The sequence below is a fragment of the Caulobacter sp. FV2ye17ST genome (genome assembly GCF_058680955.1).
Genome location: NZ_CM178727.1, coordinates 1,178,817 through 1,195,366 on the forward strand (window position 1 = coordinate 1,178,817; position 16,550 = coordinate 1,195,366).

At 67.4% G+C, this 16,550-nt stretch carries 15 protein-coding genes; 10 read left to right on the forward strand and 5 right to left on the reverse strand.

Annotated features, from left to right (window positions below):
- Nucleotides 1-21 precede the first annotated feature (21 nt).
- Nucleotides 22-519, reverse strand: coding sequence for a 3D domain-containing protein (locus ACW17V_RS05610; protein ID WP_492107877.1), 498 nt, complete (start codon nt 517-519; stop codon nt 22-24).
- 87 nt (nt 520-606) lie between these two features.
- Between ACW17V_RS05610 and ACW17V_RS05615 the strand changes: the two genes are divergently transcribed.
- Genes ACW17V_RS05615 through ACW17V_RS05625 form a run of 3 tightly spaced genes read left to right on the forward strand, consistent with a single transcriptional unit; the run spans nt 607 to nt 2,692 of the window.
- The gene (locus ACW17V_RS05615) at nt 607-1,191 is read left to right on the forward strand and encodes a glutathione S-transferase family protein (protein ID WP_492107878.1); all 585 of its coding nucleotides are present in this window, start codon (nt 607-609) and stop codon (nt 1,189-1,191) included.
- A gap of 18 nt (nt 1,192-1,209) precedes the next feature.
- Entirely contained in the window at nt 1,210-2,241 is a 1,032-nt protein-coding gene (locus tag ACW17V_RS05620; RefSeq protein ID WP_492107879.1) for a S1/P1 Nuclease, read from the forward strand.
- A 4-nt stretch (nt 2,242-2,245) separates the two neighbouring features.
- The gene (locus tag ACW17V_RS05625; protein ID WP_492107880.1) at nt 2,246-2,692 is read left to right on the forward strand and encodes an NUDIX domain-containing protein; all 447 of its coding nucleotides are present in this window, start codon (nt 2,246-2,248) and stop codon (nt 2,690-2,692) included.
- A gap of 9 nt (nt 2,693-2,701) precedes the next feature.
- Here the strand turns inward: ACW17V_RS05625 and ACW17V_RS05630 are convergent, their stop codons facing one another.
- The 3 genes from ACW17V_RS05630 to pepN all read right to left on the reverse strand — a co-directional run bounded on the left by ACW17V_RS05630 (nt 2,702) and on the right by pepN (nt 8,505).
- Nucleotides 2,702-3,070, reverse strand: coding sequence for a UrcA family protein (locus ACW17V_RS05630; RefSeq protein WP_492107881.1), 369 nt, complete (start codon nt 3,068-3,070; stop codon nt 2,702-2,704).
- 145 nt (nt 3,071-3,215) lie between these two features.
- Nucleotides 3,216-5,756 carry a cell cycle histidine kinase PleC gene (pleC, locus tag ACW17V_RS05635; protein ID WP_492107882.1) on the reverse strand — a complete coding sequence of 847 codons (2,541 nt, stop codon included), beginning with the start codon at nt 5,754-5,756 and terminating at the stop codon, nt 3,216-3,218.
- A 157-nt stretch (nt 5,757-5,913) separates the two neighbouring features.
- Complete coding sequence (pepN, locus tag ACW17V_RS05640) at nt 5,914-8,505, reverse strand: aminopeptidase N (protein WP_492107883.1); 2,592 nt, start codon at nt 8,503-8,505, stop codon at nt 5,914-5,916.
- 179 nt (nt 8,506-8,684) lie between these two features.
- On the opposite strand from pepN, the gene ACW17V_RS05645 reads away from it, so the two are divergent.
- Nucleotides 8,685-9,338, forward strand: a complete 654-nt coding sequence (locus ACW17V_RS05645; RefSeq protein ID WP_492107884.1) for an OmpW/AlkL family protein — start codon at nt 8,685-8,687, stop codon at nt 9,336-9,338.
- A gap of 182 nt (nt 9,339-9,520) precedes the next feature.
- On the opposite strand, the gene ACW17V_RS05650 is transcribed toward ACW17V_RS05645, so the two are convergent.
- Nucleotides 9,521-10,084 carry a hypothetical protein gene (locus tag ACW17V_RS05650; protein ID WP_492107885.1) on the reverse strand — a complete coding sequence of 188 codons (564 nt, stop codon included), beginning with the start codon at nt 10,082-10,084 and terminating at the stop codon, nt 9,521-9,523.
- Between the two features lie 146 nt (nt 10,085-10,230).
- Between ACW17V_RS05650 and ACW17V_RS05655 the strand changes: the two genes are divergently transcribed.
- From ACW17V_RS05655 to ACW17V_RS05680, 6 genes are all read left to right on the forward strand, one after another.
- A complete protein-coding gene (locus tag ACW17V_RS05655) occupies nt 10,231-11,346 on the forward strand; it encodes an acyl-CoA dehydrogenase family protein (protein ID WP_492107886.1) in 1,116 nt (371 codons plus the stop codon).
- 12 nt (nt 11,347-11,358) lie between these two features.
- Nucleotides 11,359-12,582: an acyl-CoA dehydrogenase family protein gene (locus ACW17V_RS05660; RefSeq protein WP_492107887.1), complete on the forward strand. Its 1,224-nt coding sequence runs from the start codon at nt 11,359-11,361 to the stop codon at nt 12,580-12,582.
- Between the two features lie 286 nt (nt 12,583-12,868).
- Nucleotides 12,869-14,380, forward strand: coding sequence for a tetratricopeptide repeat protein (locus tag ACW17V_RS05665; RefSeq protein ID WP_492107888.1), 1,512 nt, complete (start codon nt 12,869-12,871; stop codon nt 14,378-14,380).
- A complete protein-coding gene (locus ACW17V_RS05670; protein ID WP_492107889.1) occupies nt 14,377-15,783 on the forward strand; it encodes a right-handed parallel beta-helix repeat-containing protein in 1,407 nt (468 codons plus the stop codon). The genes ACW17V_RS05665 and ACW17V_RS05670 overlap by 4 nt, the downstream gene beginning before the upstream one ends.
- Entirely contained in the window at nt 15,780-16,397 is a 618-nt protein-coding gene (locus tag ACW17V_RS05675; protein ID WP_492107890.1) for a hypothetical protein, read from the forward strand. Before ACW17V_RS05670 ends, ACW17V_RS05675 begins: the two co-directional genes overlap by 4 nt.
- The gene (locus ACW17V_RS05680) at nt 16,391-16,549 is read left to right on the forward strand and encodes a hypothetical protein (protein WP_492107891.1); all 159 of its coding nucleotides are present in this window, start codon (nt 16,391-16,393) and stop codon (nt 16,547-16,549) included. The genes ACW17V_RS05675 and ACW17V_RS05680 overlap by 7 nt, the downstream gene beginning before the upstream one ends.
- The last annotated feature ends 1 nt before the right edge of the window (nt 16,550 follow it).

Consider the following 16,550-nt stretch of genomic DNA (forward strand, 5'->3'; position numbering starts at 1 on the left):
TCTTGCGCCGTAAGGCCCGCCTTATTCCGGCGGGCAGCCCTTGAACTCGCCGACCTTGCTGACCGACAGGTGGGTCAGGTTCAGGGCCAGCAACGGGTTCATCGACGCGCGGCCCGAGCCGCTGAACAGATCCAGCTTCAGGCCCTTGATCGCGCCGCCCACGTCGGAGGCGTACCAGTAGCCGTCGTGCTTGCCGCCGTCGGGCATGGGCAGACCGACGGTTTCCTTGATGAACAGCACCGTGCGGCGCGGGATCACGGTCTTGTCGACGGCGACGGTGCGCATGGCCACGACCTTGCAGCCCAGCGAGTCCAGACCGCGAATACCCTTGGCGCCGGCGTGATACAGCGTCGCCCGCATCTTGTATTCAAGCGTGCCGGGAATGGTGCCCGTCAGGGCCCCGGTGATCAAGTCGCCGAGCGGGTCGGGCCTGGACTCGGAGTCCGAGTCGGCAGCGAAGGCGGGAAGAGCGGTGGACATGGCCATAACGGCCAAAATTCCGGCGAGCGTGCGACGCATCGAGGGAATCCTCTTATCGGCGTATCTGTCGGGCGGGCTCTGGATAGTCCGATCACGGCCGCGTGACAACCCTCGGGAGGAGAACTCATGACCCTTCGCATCTACGGTGACACGAAATCGGGCAACTGCCTGAAGGTGAAGTGGACCGCCGAGCAGCTGGCCCTGCCGTTCGCGTGGATCGAGATCGATATCCTGCAGTCGCAATCGCGGACGCCGGAGTTCCTGGCCATGAACCCGGCGGGGCAGGTGCCGGCCGTGATCCTCGACGACGGCCGGGCCCTGGCCCAGTCGAACGCCATCATGCTGCACTTGGCCGAACGCTCGGCGCTGATCCCGACCGACGCCTTCGAACGCGCCAAGATGTACGAGTGGCTGTTCTGGGAGCAGTACAGCCACGAGCCCTATGTCGCCGTGGCCCGCTTCCACGTGGCCTACCTGGGCAAGCCGGTCAGCGATCTGGACGCCAAGCTGGTCGAGCGCGGGAACGGCGCCCTGGGTCGTCTTGAAACGCAGCTGAAACAGACGCTGTATCTGGTGGGCGAACGGCTCACTCTGGCGGATATCGCGCTGGTGGCTTACACCCGGGTCGCTCACGAAGGCGGGTTCGATCTGTCGCTGTATCCGGCCGTCAAGGCCTGGGTCGGTCGGGTCGAGGCCGCCCTGGGCCTTTAATTGTTTCGCGGAGCTTCCATGTCGCGCCTGTCGTCCAGCCTCAAGGTTCTCGCTATCGGGGCGGCGCTCGCCGCGCCCGCCAATTCCGCTTTGGCCTGGGGCTCGTCGGGCCACCGTCTGGTCGGGGTGCTGGGCGCTCAGGGCCTGCCGTCAGACGTGCCGGCCTTCCTGCGCACGCCGACGGCGGTGGCGGCGATCGGCGAATATGCCCGCGAGCCGGACCGCTCGAAGGGGTCGGGCAAGATCCACGACCACGACCGCGACTCCGCCCACTTCCTTGATGTCGACGATCAGGGCCGCATGTACGGCGGTCCGATGTTCACGGTCGAGGCGATGCCGGGTACGCGCGCCGACTACGAAACCGCCCTGCGGGCCGCCGGCGTTGACAGCTGGAAGGCCGGCTATCTGCCCTATGCGATCATCGACGGCTACCAGCAGCTGGTGAAGGACTTCACCTACTGGCGCATCCTGGTGGCCGCCGAGAAGTCGGCGACGGATCCGATGAAGAAGGCCTGGTACGCCGCCGATCTGAAGCGTCGCGAGGTCCTGCTGATCCGCGACCTGGGCGTCTGGGCGCACTATGTGGGCGACGCCAGCCAGCCGATGCACCTGTCGGTCCACTACAATGGCTGGGGCGATTATCCGAACCCCAACGGCTACACCCAGTCCCGCTCGACCCATTTCAACTTCGAAGGGCCCCTGGCCAAGGCCGTCGGCGACGAGGCCCAGGTCAAGGCGCTGATGCCGGCCTACAAGGACTGCGCCTGTTCGATCGAGACCCGCGTCGTTGGCTACCTGACCACCACGTGGAAAGAGACCGAGCCGCTGTACGCCCTGGAAAAGGCCGGCGGTCTGGTCGACACCGATCCGCGCGGCAAGGCCTTCACCCAGGCTCGCCTGGCGGCCGGCGCCACCGCGCTGCGCGATCTGGTGACCGAGGCCTGGCGGGAAAGCGCCAACGGCAAGATCGGCTATCGTCCGGAGATCAGCGTGGCCGACGTCGAGAGCGGCAAGGCCGATCCGTGGCCTGATCTCTACGGCAAGGACTGAACCTTTGCTCGCGTTCGGCCAGCCGGTGGCGGGGCTAACCTACCTGGACCGCTCAGCGGCCTTCGGCATCGTCGAGAACACCCTCGGCGAGATCGCGGTCGTGCGGGTGACCAAGCCCGGCAAGCCGCCCTATTTCGACCTGCCGGGGGGCGCGGTCGATCCGGGCGAGACCGAACCCCAGGCCGTGGTCCGCGAATTTGGCGAAGAGACCGGCCTGGTCGTCGAGGTCGACGATCTGGTCGCGACGGTCTCGCAGCATTTCCTGAAGTCCAACGGCCAGCCGGTGCGCAATTTCGGGGGCGTCCACACGGCGCGCATGATCGAACTGAAGGCGGGGCTCAAGATCGAGGACGACCATGAACTGGCCTGGCTGGATCCTCGCGACGCCGTGGTCGCCTTGCGCCACGACGCCCATGCCTGGGCCGTCGCGGCGTGGATGCGTCGAGGCTAGAGCCCCGGTTTAGAACAGGCCGATCGAGCGCGTGGCGAAGCTGGCCGGCTGGGCGCGGCGCGCGGCGCGCAGATCGGACAGCTGGGTGCGGCTCAGCTCGCTCCGCAGATCGGCATTGAAGTCCAGGTAGCAGGCGCGAACCGACAGACCGCGCAGCTTTTCCTTGGTGGTGCGTGCGGCGCAGACTTCGTCGGCGGCCTGCTCGGCGCGGCGCATGAACTCGGCGGCGTCGGAAGGACGCGACAGCGTCAGGTCGCCGACCTGGATCCGGGCAGGTTGAACGGGTTCGGCGGCGTGGGCGGCGGTCAGGCCGATGATCGGCGTCGCGGCCAGAGCCAGGGCGGCCACAGCGGCCAGACGGTTGATGAACTTGGACATTGCGTAACTCCCTCGATGTGCGCCAGGCGCGTTTTCTGAGCGAGGGTTTAGACCTGAGATAACGCCATTACCCGTTACGTCTGCTTCATGACGCAGAATTAAGTCTATGAAAGAAAAGTCATAATCGGCCGCGGCCGTGCCGTGATCAGGCGGCGGCGAAGTCGCGGGCCGGATGGATCTCGCTTTGGCGGATCGGCAGGATGAAGCTGACCGTCGTGCCTTCGCCCGGCGTGCTGGCCATTTCCAGCGACCCGTCGTGCATCTCGATCAGCGACTTGGTCAGGGCCAGGCCCAGGCCGGTGCCCTGGGTGGTCTTGGACAGCTGGCTCTCGACCTGCTCGAACGGCCGGGCCAGGCGCGCCAGGTCTTCCTTGGCGATGCCGATGCCGGTGTCCTGCACCGAGACCCGCACGCGCTCGCCGAGGGGATCGCGACGCACCTCGGCGCGGATGGTGATGCTGCCGGCTCTAGGCGTGAACTTGATGGCGTTGGACAGCAGGTTCAGCAGCACCTGCTTGACCGCCCGATAGTCGGCCTCGATCTCGGGCAGCTGAGGGAAGTCGATCACCAGCTTCAGGCCCGCCGCCTCGGCGCGATTGCGCACCAGACGCACGGCGTCCTCGGCCACGTCTTCCAGGTTCAGCGGCTCGAACTTCAGGTTCATCTTGCCGGCCTCGATCTTCGACATGTCGAGAATGTCGTTGATCAGGGCCAGCAGGTGCTGGCCGGAATTGTGGATGTCCTGACTGTAGCCCTTGTAGCGCTGGTCGCCGAGCTGACCGAACATCTCGTTCATCATGATCTCGGAGAAGCCGTTGATGGCGTTCAGCGGGGTGCGCAGCTCGTGGGACATGTTGGCCAGGAACTCGCTCTTGGCCTTGTTGGCGCCCTCGGCCTTGACCTTCTCCATCTCGTATTTGCGGGCCAGCTCGGCCAGTTGATCCTGACTGCGCTCCAGGCCGGCGACGGCGCTCTGCAACTGCTCCTCGTTGAGGCGGCGGGCTTCTTCCTGGTTCTTGATGGCGGTGATGTCGGCGGCGGTCATCACCAGGCCGCCCTCGGCCGTGCGGCGTTCGCTGATCTGGATCCAGCGACCGTCCATCAGCTCGGCTTCGCGCACGCCCTTGGCGCCGTCGGGGGCCGGGTGGTCCTGCTTGATGGCCAAGGCCGCGAAGCGGTTGACCTCGGCGCGGGGCGCGCCGGGCTTCAGCAGCTTGGGCTCAAGATTGAAGACGCTGCGGTAGTTGCGGTTGCACATCAGCAGGCGACCCTGACGATCCCACAGCACGAAGGCTTCGGACACACTCTCGATGGCGTCACGCAGGCGGTTCTCGGCGGCCTGGGCGCGGGCCTGGGCCAGGCGTTCCTCGGTGACGTCCAGGGCCACGCCGATGATGCGGACATAGCCGTCCTGGCCAGGCTTGCCGAAGCCCTGGCCGCGGGCGTCGATCCAGATCGAGCGGCCACCCTGCTGGGTGGCTGGCACCCGGAACGACACGTCGAAGGCGCCGTACATGGCGGCGTTGGCCAGGGCCTGACGGACGCGCTCGCGGTGGTCGATGGAAATGCGGTCCAGCATCTCCTGGCCCGAGACGATGCCGCCGCCGCCCCAGCCGAACATCACGCCGGTGACGTCGGACAGAAACACCTGGTCGCCGCGCAGATCCCACTCCCAGATGCCGCAGCGGGCGGCTTCAACGGCGAGGCGGAAGCGCTGCTCGCTGTCGACGAATTCGCGGTGCGCCACCTCGGCCTTGCGGCTTTGCATCATCAGCAGCAGGGCCAGGGCGATGCCGACGCCCAGGGGGGCCAGCAGATTGAAGGCGCCTTCCATGACCTGGCGGTCCAGGTTGGCCACATTGCGCGACGGCGCGCCGGCCACGGCCAGCAGGGCGCCCTCGGCCAGGGGCTGCACGGCCACGTCCAAGAGCGCGCCATTGGCGGCCTGACCGCGCAGGGCGGCGCTCTGGCCGCCGACGTCTTCCATCGAGAGCGCGAAGGCGTCGCGGAAACTCTGCATGCCCTGGACGATCCGGCCCTGGGTCGCGACCAGGCTGCCATCGGGCAGGGCGATGGCGCGGGCGCCGTCCTTGCCGGGATCGACGAGCAGGCGACTGGGATCGCCGCTGGCGATGATGAAGTTGCGCCCGGTCGAAGCCGGGGCGACGGCGGCGACATACAGGCGGCCGGTATCGCCCGCAGCGCCGATCCAGGTCGAGCGACCCGATGCTGCGGCCGCGCGGGCGGCGGCTTTCCAGTCCGCGCCCTCGTCGCGACCGGCCACGGCCTGGACGCCCGAGGGACCGGCGACCGCCACGGCCATGGCCTCGCCGCCGCTGGCGCGCAGGGCGATCTCGGCCGCGTCCATGGTGTCGGCGGGGTCGCGCTGGAGGATGTCGGAAGCGGCCGACAGACCGGCGCGCTGGGCGGCCAGGTTGGTTTCGATGCGGCCCGCCACCAGGCTGGCTTCTGCGGCGAGGCTGGCGCCGCCGGGCGCCATGGCGGCTTCATCCTGCAGGCGCTTGACGCCGAAGGCGGTATAGACGGCCAGCAGCAGCAGGGCGGCCAGGATGGCGACGCGGACATAGACCTGCGACGGCGAACGCGCGGTGATCGACCGCACGACGCCCGCCGCGGAAAGTCCGGCTCCCGCCGGTCTTCCGGGTCTCGCATCCCCAACTCTCAAACGCCCAGGACTCCCCAAAACTACTGTGGCGAGTCACTTCGCCGCACCGGCTGAATCTACCGCACGCTAAAGGTCCCCGTCACGGCCGAACGGCCGATTTGACGGGGTATGAGCCTATTGGTCGCAATCGATCTGTCGGCGGCCGTGCCTGGCGTTGTCAGTCGAGCGCCTTGGTCGCCAGTTCCAGCACGTTCTTGGACAGGCCGGGATGGGCCGCGACGCCCTTGATGGCCTCGCGCATCTGGGCGCCAAGGGCTTCCGGATAGCGGCGCCAGCCGCCCAGAGCCTCGACCAGGCGCGCCGCCGTCATCGGGTTATAGGCGTCCACGGCCAGGATCTTTTCGGCCAGGAAGCGATAGCCCGCGCCGCTGGGATCATGGAACCGCGATGGGTTGAAGTTGGCGAAGGTCGAGACCAGCGCCCGGAAGCGGTTGGGGTTGGTCGCGTCGAAATCGGCGTGCTTCGTCAGGGCGACGATGCGGTCGAGGACGTCCGGCGACGGATCGCGGGCCTGGACGGCGAACCACTTGTCCAGCACCAGCGGCTCGCTCTTCCATTTGGCGTGGAAGGCGGCCAGGGCCCGGTCGCGGGCCTCGCCCCCGATCTGGACCAGGGCCGACAGCGCGCCCATGGCGTCTGTCATGTTGGCGGCCGCCTCGAAGTGGCCGACGATGCGCTCGACGTTCAAGGCGTGCGGATCAGCCGCCAGCAGGTCGGCGCAGCCGTTGCGCAGGGCCCGCCTGCCGGCCGCCTGGGCGTCGGCCGAGAATTCGCCGGCCGTTTGCAGGTCGCCATGCAGGCGGCGCAGCAGGTCGCCCAGATGCACTGCGATGCGGTTGCGCAGCGCGTTGCGGGCCGTATGGATGGCCGCCGGATCGGCCGGCTCCATGGCCAGCGACAGGTCAGGCTCGCTGGGCAGGGCCAGCAGCAGCGCCTTGAAGGCCGGCTCCGAATGCTCGTCCAGCAGCGCGCGGCCCAAGGCGTCGGCATAGCGCTCTTCCCCGACCTCGTCGGCGGCGCCGCCGGCGCGGGTCAGGATCAACTCGCGCGCCAGGGTCTGGCCGGCTTCCCAGCGGTTGAAGAGATCCGGATCGGCGGCGAACAGCACATAGCGATCGACCGGCCGGGCGTCGGTGGTCAGGCTCACCGGGGCGGAGAAGCCACGCAGCGCCGAGATGACGGGCGAGGCGGCGACGCCTTCCCAGCGGACCGTCTTGGTCGCGCCATCCAAAACCACGACCTCGCTGTCACGCAGCGGCGCGCCGTCAGAATCGAGCAGGCCGATGGTGATCGGGATCGGCAGGGGCTTCTTGGTCGGCTGGCCCGGCGTCGGCGCGGTGACCTGGGTCAGCGTGATCTCTAGCGCCTTTGAGTCTTCGTGATACGCGCTGGCCAGCGACACGGCCGGCGTGCCGGCCTGTTCGTACCAGGCGAAGAAGTCGGTCAGGTCGCGGCCCGAGGCGTCGGCGAAGCAGGCGATGAAGGCCTCGACCGTGGTGGCCTGGCCATCATGACGCTCGAAATAGAGGTCGCTGCCTTTCCGGAACGCCTCGGCGCCCAGCAGGGTCTTGAGCATGCGGATGATCTCCGCGCCCTTCTCGTAGATGGTCGCGGTGTAGAAGTTGTCGATCTTCATATAGCTGGACGGCCGCACAGGGTGGGCCAGGGGGCCGGCGTCCTCGGCGAACTGGCGGGCGCGCAGGGCCTTGACGTCCTTGATCCGCTGCACGGCCGCGCCGCGCTGGTCCGCGCTGAAACTCTGGTCGCGGAAGACCGTGAAACCTTCCTTCAGGCACAGCTGGAACCAGTCGCGGCAGGTGATGCGGTTGCCGGTCCAGTTGTGGAAATACTCGTGGGCCACGACCGCCTCGATGCGCTCGTAGTCGGCGTCGGTGGCGGTCTCGGGATCGGCCAGCAGCAGGGAGCTGTTGAAGATGTTCAGCCCCTTGTTCTCCATCGCTCCGAAATTGAAGTCGCGCACGGCGACGATCATGAACAGGTCCAGGTCGTATTCGCGGCCGAACGCGTCCTCGTCCCACTTCATCGAACGCTTGAGGCTGTCCATCGCATAGGCGCCGCGCGGGGCCTGGCCGGGATCGACATAGACTCGCAGGGCGATGGTCCGCCCGCTCATGGTGACGAAGCTGTCTTCCAGCACGTCCAGTTCGCCGGCCACCAGGGCGAACAGATAGGCGGGCTTGGGGAAGGGGTCGTTCCAGACGGCGTAGTGGCGGCCGTCGTCCAGTTCGCCGCCTTCCCACAGATTGCCGTTGCTCAGCAGATAGCTGAAGGCCTCGTCGGCCTCGATGCGGACGGTGTAGCGGGAGAGCACGTCCGGGCGGTCCGGAAAGTAGGTGATGGTGCGGAAGCCCTCGGCTTCGCATTGCGTGCAGAAGCGGCCGCCTGACATGTAGAGACCCATCAGCGCCTTGTTGGCGGCAGGATCGATCTCAACCTCGGTGGTCAGCACGAAGGCGTCGGGCACATCGGCCAGGGTCAGGAACTCGGCGTCCAGCCTGTATTCGGACGCGCTTAGAGCGCGGCCGTCGATGGCCGCCGAGATCAGTTTCAGTCGCTCACCGTTGAGGATTAGCGGCTCGCCGGCCTTGCCCGTGCGCCTGATTTTCAGCGTGGCCAGGACGCGCGTGGCCGAGGGATCGAGCTTGAAGACAAGCTCGGTCTCTTCGATTTCGAACGGAAAGGGGCGGTAGTCGGCGAGCCGGATGGCCTGGGGCGTTTCTGTGCGCATGCGGGCAATCTAGAGGTCCGCGACGGCCGGCGCGAGAGCCCTTAAGTAATAAGGCCTTGGCCAAAGGCCACATTTTCCGTGCGGACTTGTTCCGGATCAAAGAATGCGCGCTCAACTGGGCGCAATTCCCCTCTCGGGCGCCCCCAATGCAGCGCCCGGTTCGAAATAAGGGGATAAAAATGACTATCGCGACCCGCCTGGCCCTGACCTGCGTCGCCAGCCTCCTGGCCGTTTCCGCCGCTCAGGCTCAAGAGGCCGTCAAGCCGAAGGCCAAGGGTGATCTGGTTCTGAACGTCCGCGTCACCGATGTGGCGCCCGACGCAGGCAACTCGATCGTCACCGCCGCGGGCGCCGCCTCAGGCCTGAAGGCCGACGTCAATGACGACATCAAGCCGACCATCGGCCTGTCCTATTTCCTAAGCGACAAGCTCGCCGTCGAGGTGATTGCCGGCACCACCCAGCACACGGTCAAGGCCGTCGGTCCTGGCACGGACGTCGAGGTTCACAAGACCTGGGTCCTGCCGCCGGTTGTCTCGCTGCAATACCACCCGTTCCCGGCCGCCAAGTTCAGCCCCTATGTCGGCGCGGGCCTGAACTACATGCTGTTCTACAGCAGCAAGGACAAGAACGGCTTCAAGGTGAAGCTGGACGACGGCTTCGGCTACGCCCTGCAGGTCGGCGCCGATGTGCCGCTGAACGCGCGCTACAACCTGAACATCGACGTCAAGAAGGTGTGGTTCGAGACCGACGCCTCGATCAATGGCGGCGCTCTGAAGTCCAAGGTCAAGCTGGACCCGATCGTGGCTTCGGTCGGTATCGGCTACCGCTTCTAATATGCCTTGCCTGGATCCGCGGCCCCAGCGTCAACGGCGCGAGGCTGCGGAAGGTCGCTTGGACGCGGCCGGTCTGCGGTGCAGGCGAGGGCGGGCGGGTGTCAAAGTCGAGCTTGATCCCGCCCGGCCACCTCTCCAGAGCATGTCCCGATCAGTATGACATGGGCGGCCGGTCGCGGGCTCTAGCCCTCGATCTTGATGACCGCACCGTCGGCCGCCGGGACCTCGTGCAGATAGCGCTCGATCGCTGAAGCCTGCTGAGCCAGTGCGGCCAGGGCCGGAGGCGCGTCCTCAGGATGGTCAGCGACCAGTTCCAGGATCTGACGGGCGATGGCGTGCAGGCGCGGGGCGCTGGAGATCAATCTCGCCTGATATTCGATCTTGCGCGGATCCCGGTCATATTCCGCGCCGGGCGTCCGCCAGCCGCCCCAGTCATTGGGGTCGGTGACCACCACCGGATAGGTGCCGGGATAGGGGTGGTGCGGGCAGTCGCTTTCCTGTTGCCACTTGTTGCGGGCGCGTAGAACCCGCCAGTTTGCGACCATGCCGGCGCCCTCGGCGTCGACCTTTTCCTCGGGCTTGAGCTCATGGGCGTGAAATTCGCGGCCCAGACCGACGTCATAGGTCACCCGCACGGGCTCGTCGAAGCCCTTGGCCCAGATCGGCACGATCCGCTCGATCGTCGCCCAGGCGCCGACGCTTTCGACCCAAACCTTCTGGTTGCGTTGATAGACGGTCTTGGCCATGGCCCCTTGGACGCGACGTGAACTGAACGGCCGTCATAAGAACCTGAAATCCTTGACGCCGGGTCAATCTTTCCCTGCGGCGAAAGGTCAGTCAGGGTGGATTTCGAGGCGCGCCAATCGAGAGCCGCGCCCAGGGAGGCCACCCAGTGGATTTCGACTTTTCCGACGACCAGAAGTTCCTGAAGGACGAGGCGCGCAAGTTCCTCGACGGGCGCTGCGGCCCCGCCGTTGTGCGCGGCGTTCTGGATGACGCCACCCGCTCGTTCGACCAGGACCTGTGGACTGCTGTCGCCGAGCAGGGCTGGCTGGGCGCCTGTATCCCCGAAGAGTTCAATGGCCTGGGCCTTGGCCGGGTCGAGCTGTGCGCCATCGCCGAGGAACTGGGCCGCGCCGTGGCGCCGATCCCGTTCGCCTCGACCGTCTATTTCCTGGCCGAGGGCGTGATGATGGCCGGCAGCGAGGCCCAGAAGGCCGTCGTCCTGCCGCGCATCGCCGCTGGCGAACTCATCGGCTGCCTGGCGACCTCGGAAGGCCCCGGGGTGGTCAATGCTTCGAACCTGGCCTGCCGGGTCGAGGGCGGCAAGCTGGCGGGCGTGAAGATACCGGTCACCGACGGCGACGTTGCCGATATGGCCCTGGTCCTGGCCAGCGAAGGCGGCAAGCCCGGCCTGTTCCTGGTCGACCTGAAGGCCAAGGGCGTGACCCGCGAGACCCTGAAGAGCCTGGACCCCACGCGCGGCGTGGCCAAGCTGACCTTCGACGGCGTCACCGCCGAGCGGGTGGGCGAGGCGGGCGCGGGCCTGGAGCTGGTGCAGGCGATCATGGACCGCGCCGCGGTGCTGCTGGCCTTCGAACAGCTGGGCGGTTCCGACAAGTGCCTCGAGATGGCCAAGGAATACGCCATGGGCCGCTACGCCTTTGGCCGCGTGATCGCGGGCTATCAGGCCATCAAGCACAAGCTGGCCGACATGTACGTCAAGAACGAGGTCGCCCGCTCCAACGCCTATTACGGCGCCTGGGCGCTGAACGTGGACGCGCCGGAGCTGCCGATCGCCGCCTCGGCCGCCCGCATCGCGGCGTCGGACGCCTACTGGTTCTCCAGCAAGGAAAGCATCCAGGTGCATGGCGGCATGGGCTTCACCTGGGACGTCGACTGCCACCTCTACTACCGGCGCTCGCGCCAGCTCAGCCTCGTGGCCGGTGCGCCGCGGGTCTGGAAAGAGCGGCTGGTCAGCCAGCTTGAACAGAAAAACGCGGCATAGGGAGAGACGATCATGGATTTCAACGATTCACCCGAAGAAGCCGCCTATCGCGAGAAGGCCCGCGCCTGGCTGGCCGAGAACGCCGCCGCGCACCGCGCCCAGTTCGGGGAGCTCAAGCCCAATACCGACCAGCACATGGTCGCCGCCAAGGCCTGGCAGGCCCGCAAGGCCGGCGCCGGCTATGCCTGCATCACCTGGCCCGCGGCCATCGGCGGCGGCGGCGGCACGCCGATCCAGTCGGTGATCTTCGGCCAGGAGGAGACCAAGGCCGGTCTCAGCTACGGCTATTTCACCATCGGCCTGGGCATGTGCGTGCCCACCGTGATGGCGTTCTCCAACACCGAGACCAAGCAGCGCTTCGTCAGCCCCGCCGTGAAGGGCGAGGAAATCTGGTGCCAGCTGTTCTCCGAACCGGCGGGCGGCTCCGACGTCGCGGCCCTGCGCACCCGCGCCGTCAAGGACGGCGACGAGTGGGTGATCAACGGCCAGAAGGTCTGGACCACCGGCGCCCACTATTGCGACTACGGCATCCTGCTGACCCGGACCGATCCCGACGTGCCCAAGCACAAGGGCCTGACCATGTTCTGGATCGACATGAAGGACGCCGCCGTCGAATGCCGGCCGATCCACCAGATGTCGGGCGGCCGCGAGTTCAACGAGGTCTATTTCACCGACCTGCGCGTCAAGGACAGCCAGCGTCTGGGCGAGGTCGGCGAGGGCTGGAAGGTGGCCCTGGTCACCCTGATGAACGAACGTCTGGCGGTCGGCGGCTCCTCGGGCCCCAACTATCGTGAGATCATGGGCCTGGCCCGTGAGCTGACCGGCGCCACCGGCCCGGCCCTGAAGGACAACGCCTTCCGCGAAAAGCTGGCCGACTGGTACGTGCAGTCCGAGGGGCTGAAGTTCACCCGCTTCCGGACCATGACCGCCCTGTCGCGCGGCCAGACGCCGGGACCGGAGAGCTCGATCGGCAAGATCATCGCCGCCAACCAGATGCAGGAGCTGGCCAACACCGCTGTCGAGATGGAGGACCAGTACGGCATCCTGGTCGATCCAGATCAGGCCCCTGCCGAGGCGGCGTTCCAGCAGAGCCTGATGTGGGCGCCGGGGCTGCGTATCGCCGGCGGCACCGACGAGATCCTCAAGAATATCATCGCCGAGCGGGTGCTGGGCCTGCCGGGCGATGTGCGCGTCGACAAGGACGTGGCCTTCAAGGACATGCCGACCGGACGCTAGTCCTCAGCCGGTCTGATCCGGGGCTGGCCGCGCTCGAAAACCGGGCGCGGCCAGTCTGATTCAGGGCAGAATAAAATTCGCCTCGCGGTTGCGGTTTTCACAGTCCCACGACTTCGACCGGCGGCGAATCTCGCTGGGGTTTGGCGAATTCTCCTGAGGCGCGAGTCCTTGCGTGGCCTCGAAAACGCGCCGCTGGCCGAACGCCGTTGCTTCACCTTGACAGTATGCAACCCCGGGCACATGAGTTCTCGATGCTTATGGTTAACGGCGTGCCGGAGGGGGAGTGATGCACGAAGTCAGCGATGCTGTTTCGCGCTATTCCGCGCTCCGAATGACCCTGTTTGGGGCGGTTTCCCGGCGAGGCGCGCTGCTGCGCCGCGTTCCGATCGGGGCGCTGGTCGCCGCCGTGGTGATTCCCCTTGTCGGTTGCGATGTCGGTCCCAGCCTCTGGTTCCAGAGAAAGGCCAGCGCCTGTCCGCGTCCGCAGGCCGCCCAGGGCGTGTCTGGTCAGTTCAACCAGCAGCAGCAAGAGATCCGGGCGCTTCGCCAGGGCGGCTTCCGCGGCGACTTCTTCGCGCAGCTGGAACTGGCCCGTCGCTACGAAGGCCAGCGCTCGGTCGACAAGAACCTCGAGGACCAGGTCGAGGCCGCGACCTGGTACGCCATGGCGCTCGCCAATGCCGGCGGCTATGCGCCGATCTCGGCCTATGAGCGGCGTGGCAAGGGCGACGGCAAGGCGCTGTCTCGCTTCGACGACTGCCGCGCCTTCGAGCGCCAGAGCGCCTATGGCGCGCTGGACCGGCTGCTGTCGCGCATGTCGACCGAGGAGCGCGAGAAGGTCCGCAACCGCGTGATCTACGTGCTCTCCAGCCAGGGCGCGGACGGCTATCGCGTGCTGGCCCGGATGCATGACGGCTTCTTCGGCCCCTATGGCGAGCCGTCCGACAATCTTCAGGCGGTCGAGGCCTATGGCAGCCAGAAGCGCGCCGGCACGCCGGCGGCGCTGGACCTGTTCCGCCGCAACGACGTTGACGCCTATCTCTACAATTATCTGGCCGTGCAGACGGGCGACGTCTCGGCCTATGTGATGCTCAAGGATTTCGAGCGCTCCTCGCCGCAGCGGGCCTCCTATGGCGCGTTCGTCGAGACCAAGGCCAAGCGCTGGATCCCGCCCTACGAGTTCTATCCGCCCGAATCGCCGGAATCGGGCGTGCCGCACTCCGACGAAGCCGACCAGTCGGGCGAAGCCAGGGAAGCCGCCCAGACGCGCCTGCACGAGCTGCCCTTCGTCCACATCGGCGAGGCCCTGGCCTATCTGCGGGTGATCCCGACGCCGGTCATCGACGAGAAACTGCTTTCCACAAACGACGCCCAGACCTTCCAGGCGATGATCGGCCGTCCGATCACCGGACGGCTGAGCGCCGTCGAAAAGGTGCGGGCGGTGCAGTACGCCGCCGTCAACGGATCGTCCAAGGCCCAGCTCGTCCTGGCCGTGATGTATTCCGAGGGCGTGGGCGTGCCCCGTGATTATGCCCGCGCCTATCACTGGTACGAGGAGGCCGAACGCCAGGGCTCGGCCGAGGCCAAGTACGCCATGTCGACCTTCTTCTCGCTGGGCCTGCAGGGCGTGGCGGACCAGGATCGCGCCAAGGCCGTGGTCTATCAACTGGACGGCGCGCTGGCGGGCTTCAAGCCGTCGGTCTGGCGTCTGCAGCAACTTCTGGCCCAGGTCTCGCGTCCGCCCAGACCCGCCGCCGAGCGCGGTGGCCGGCCCTACATCGAAAGGGACTATCGATGAGCCGCCTGAGCCGCTTCCTGGCCCTCGTGGCCGTGCTGTCGCTCGGCTTCGCCGCCGCGCCCGCCGTGGCGCTGGCCTCGCCGGACGCCAAGATCGACCAGCAGATCCGTCCCTGCTTTGGTCTGCTGCTCGAGCCCAATCTTTCGAGGGGCTGCAAGACGGGCTACCGGCCCAAGGCCAAGCCCTGCCCGCGCGGCAGCTACCGTGTGCGCGGCCGCTGCGAGGTCGGCAATGGCGGGCGCCCCGGTTACGTCCAGCGCGAGATCAACTGCGACTATGCCTATCCAGGTCAGGTCAATGACACGCTGGCCCGCCTTTATGACGGCGACCTCCTGACCCTGACCTCGAGCCAGGGCGGGGCCTGTGTCGAGTCGCTGAACATCACCCAGTCGGTGACGATCGTGGTCCGCGACTATACGCCGTCGCGCAACGGGCCGATCCTGGTGTCGCCGGCCGGCCAGCCCTGCATCCGCATTGCGCCAGGCGTGCAGTACGTGGTGCTGGAAGGTCTGGGCATCGAGGCCGTGCGCGCTGGCCAGGCCTCCTGCATCACCGGCCGCGCCACCGAGCTGGCCCTGAAGGGCGTGACGATCCGCTATGACGGCGAAGGCTCGGCGATGGACGTCGAGGACAGCCGCATCGAGCTGCAGGACACCGTCTTCATCGGCCGCACCCGCCAGCCGGTGGTCAAGGCCACGGGCGAGATCATGGCGTCCAATGTCGAGATCGCCGCCACCGCCATCGGCGCGGCCTTCGAGACCTCGGGCGACAGCCGCATGCGGGATATCCGCATCACCCGTCTGGGTGACTGGACCGGCTCGTCGCGAACCCGCAACTCGGCCGGCTTCGTGATCGCCGGCATGAACCGCCAGCAGCTGGTCAAGATCGAGGGCCTGTATGTCGACGGCTTCTCGCGCGGCGTCTATGTCGGCGGGGGCGATGAGACCACGCTGATCAATCCCGTGGTCCGCGACAGCGACTGGGCGGTGGTGCTGGAGAACGCCAACCTGCAGATCCGCGGCGGCGATCTGGAAGCCAATGACGTTGGCATCTATGCCGCCTCCGGCATCGTGTTCGCCTCCAACAACCGCATTCACCGCGTCATGCGCTCGGGCATCTATGCCGACGCCGGCGGTCAGGTGCGCTCGGTCGACAACCGTGTCTTCGCCCGTCCCGGCGGCTGCGAGGCCCTGGTCAAGGGCCACTTCAGCGGCGAACTGACCTGCCGTCCCTGGTTCGAGGCGCCGGAAGTGTTCCGCACGCCCCGCGACATGGCCCGGCTGGACTTTGATTCTTATTGGCCCGCCCCGACCGTTCTGCCGGCCTCGGCGACCTCGGCTCCGCCACAGCTGCCTGAAAACGCTCTGGCGGGCGGACCTCAATCAGGGGGAGCCCCCAAATGAGCAAGTTTGTCCATGGTCTCACCGTCGCCCTGACGGTCGCGGCTTCGCTGGGCGCGACCCAGGTACAGGCCCAGAGCGGTCGAGGACCCGGCGGTGGTCGTCCGGTGGCCTGCGGGGAACCCCTGAGCGGGCAGGCGCCGGATATCATGACCTATGACAGCTCGACCGGCACCCAGGTGTTTGTCGGCGGCGGGCGCGGCGGCGACACCGAGGTCTCGGCCTACAACGCCCAGACCCGCTCGGCGGCCGCCCTGAACGGCGATCTCAGCCGTCCGGGCCTGGTCTCGTCCTGCGCGGTCGACGGCTTCAGCCGTGAGTCCTACGGCGTCACGCCGGACGGCAGCGGCAAGCTGACCGTCAGCGGTCGCGACGAGCGGGGCGAACGCTGGGCCTTTACCCGCGCCGACGGCCGGGTCGAGGTCTGGGACCCGCGCGGCGACAATCGCTGCTTCAAGTCTGGCCTGGGCATCTTCACCTCCAGCGGCAATCTGGGCGTGGCCGTGGCCAGCCCTCCTGGCGCTCTGGGTGTGGGTGTCGCGGTCGGCGATCGCTTCGGCGGGGTCGGCGTTGGCGGCAATCGCAATTTCGGCGGCGTAGGCCTGGTGGGATGCTGAAGACAGGCCTGATCCTGGCCCTGACGGCGGCGGCCCTCTGCGGCTGCGCCCAGCCGCACAGGCCGTTCGGGCCGCCAGCGCCGCATTCGCCGTCTCCCGACCGCGTCACCCCGCCGCCGCCGCCGATCGACGTGATCCGGCCTCGGGTCTGAG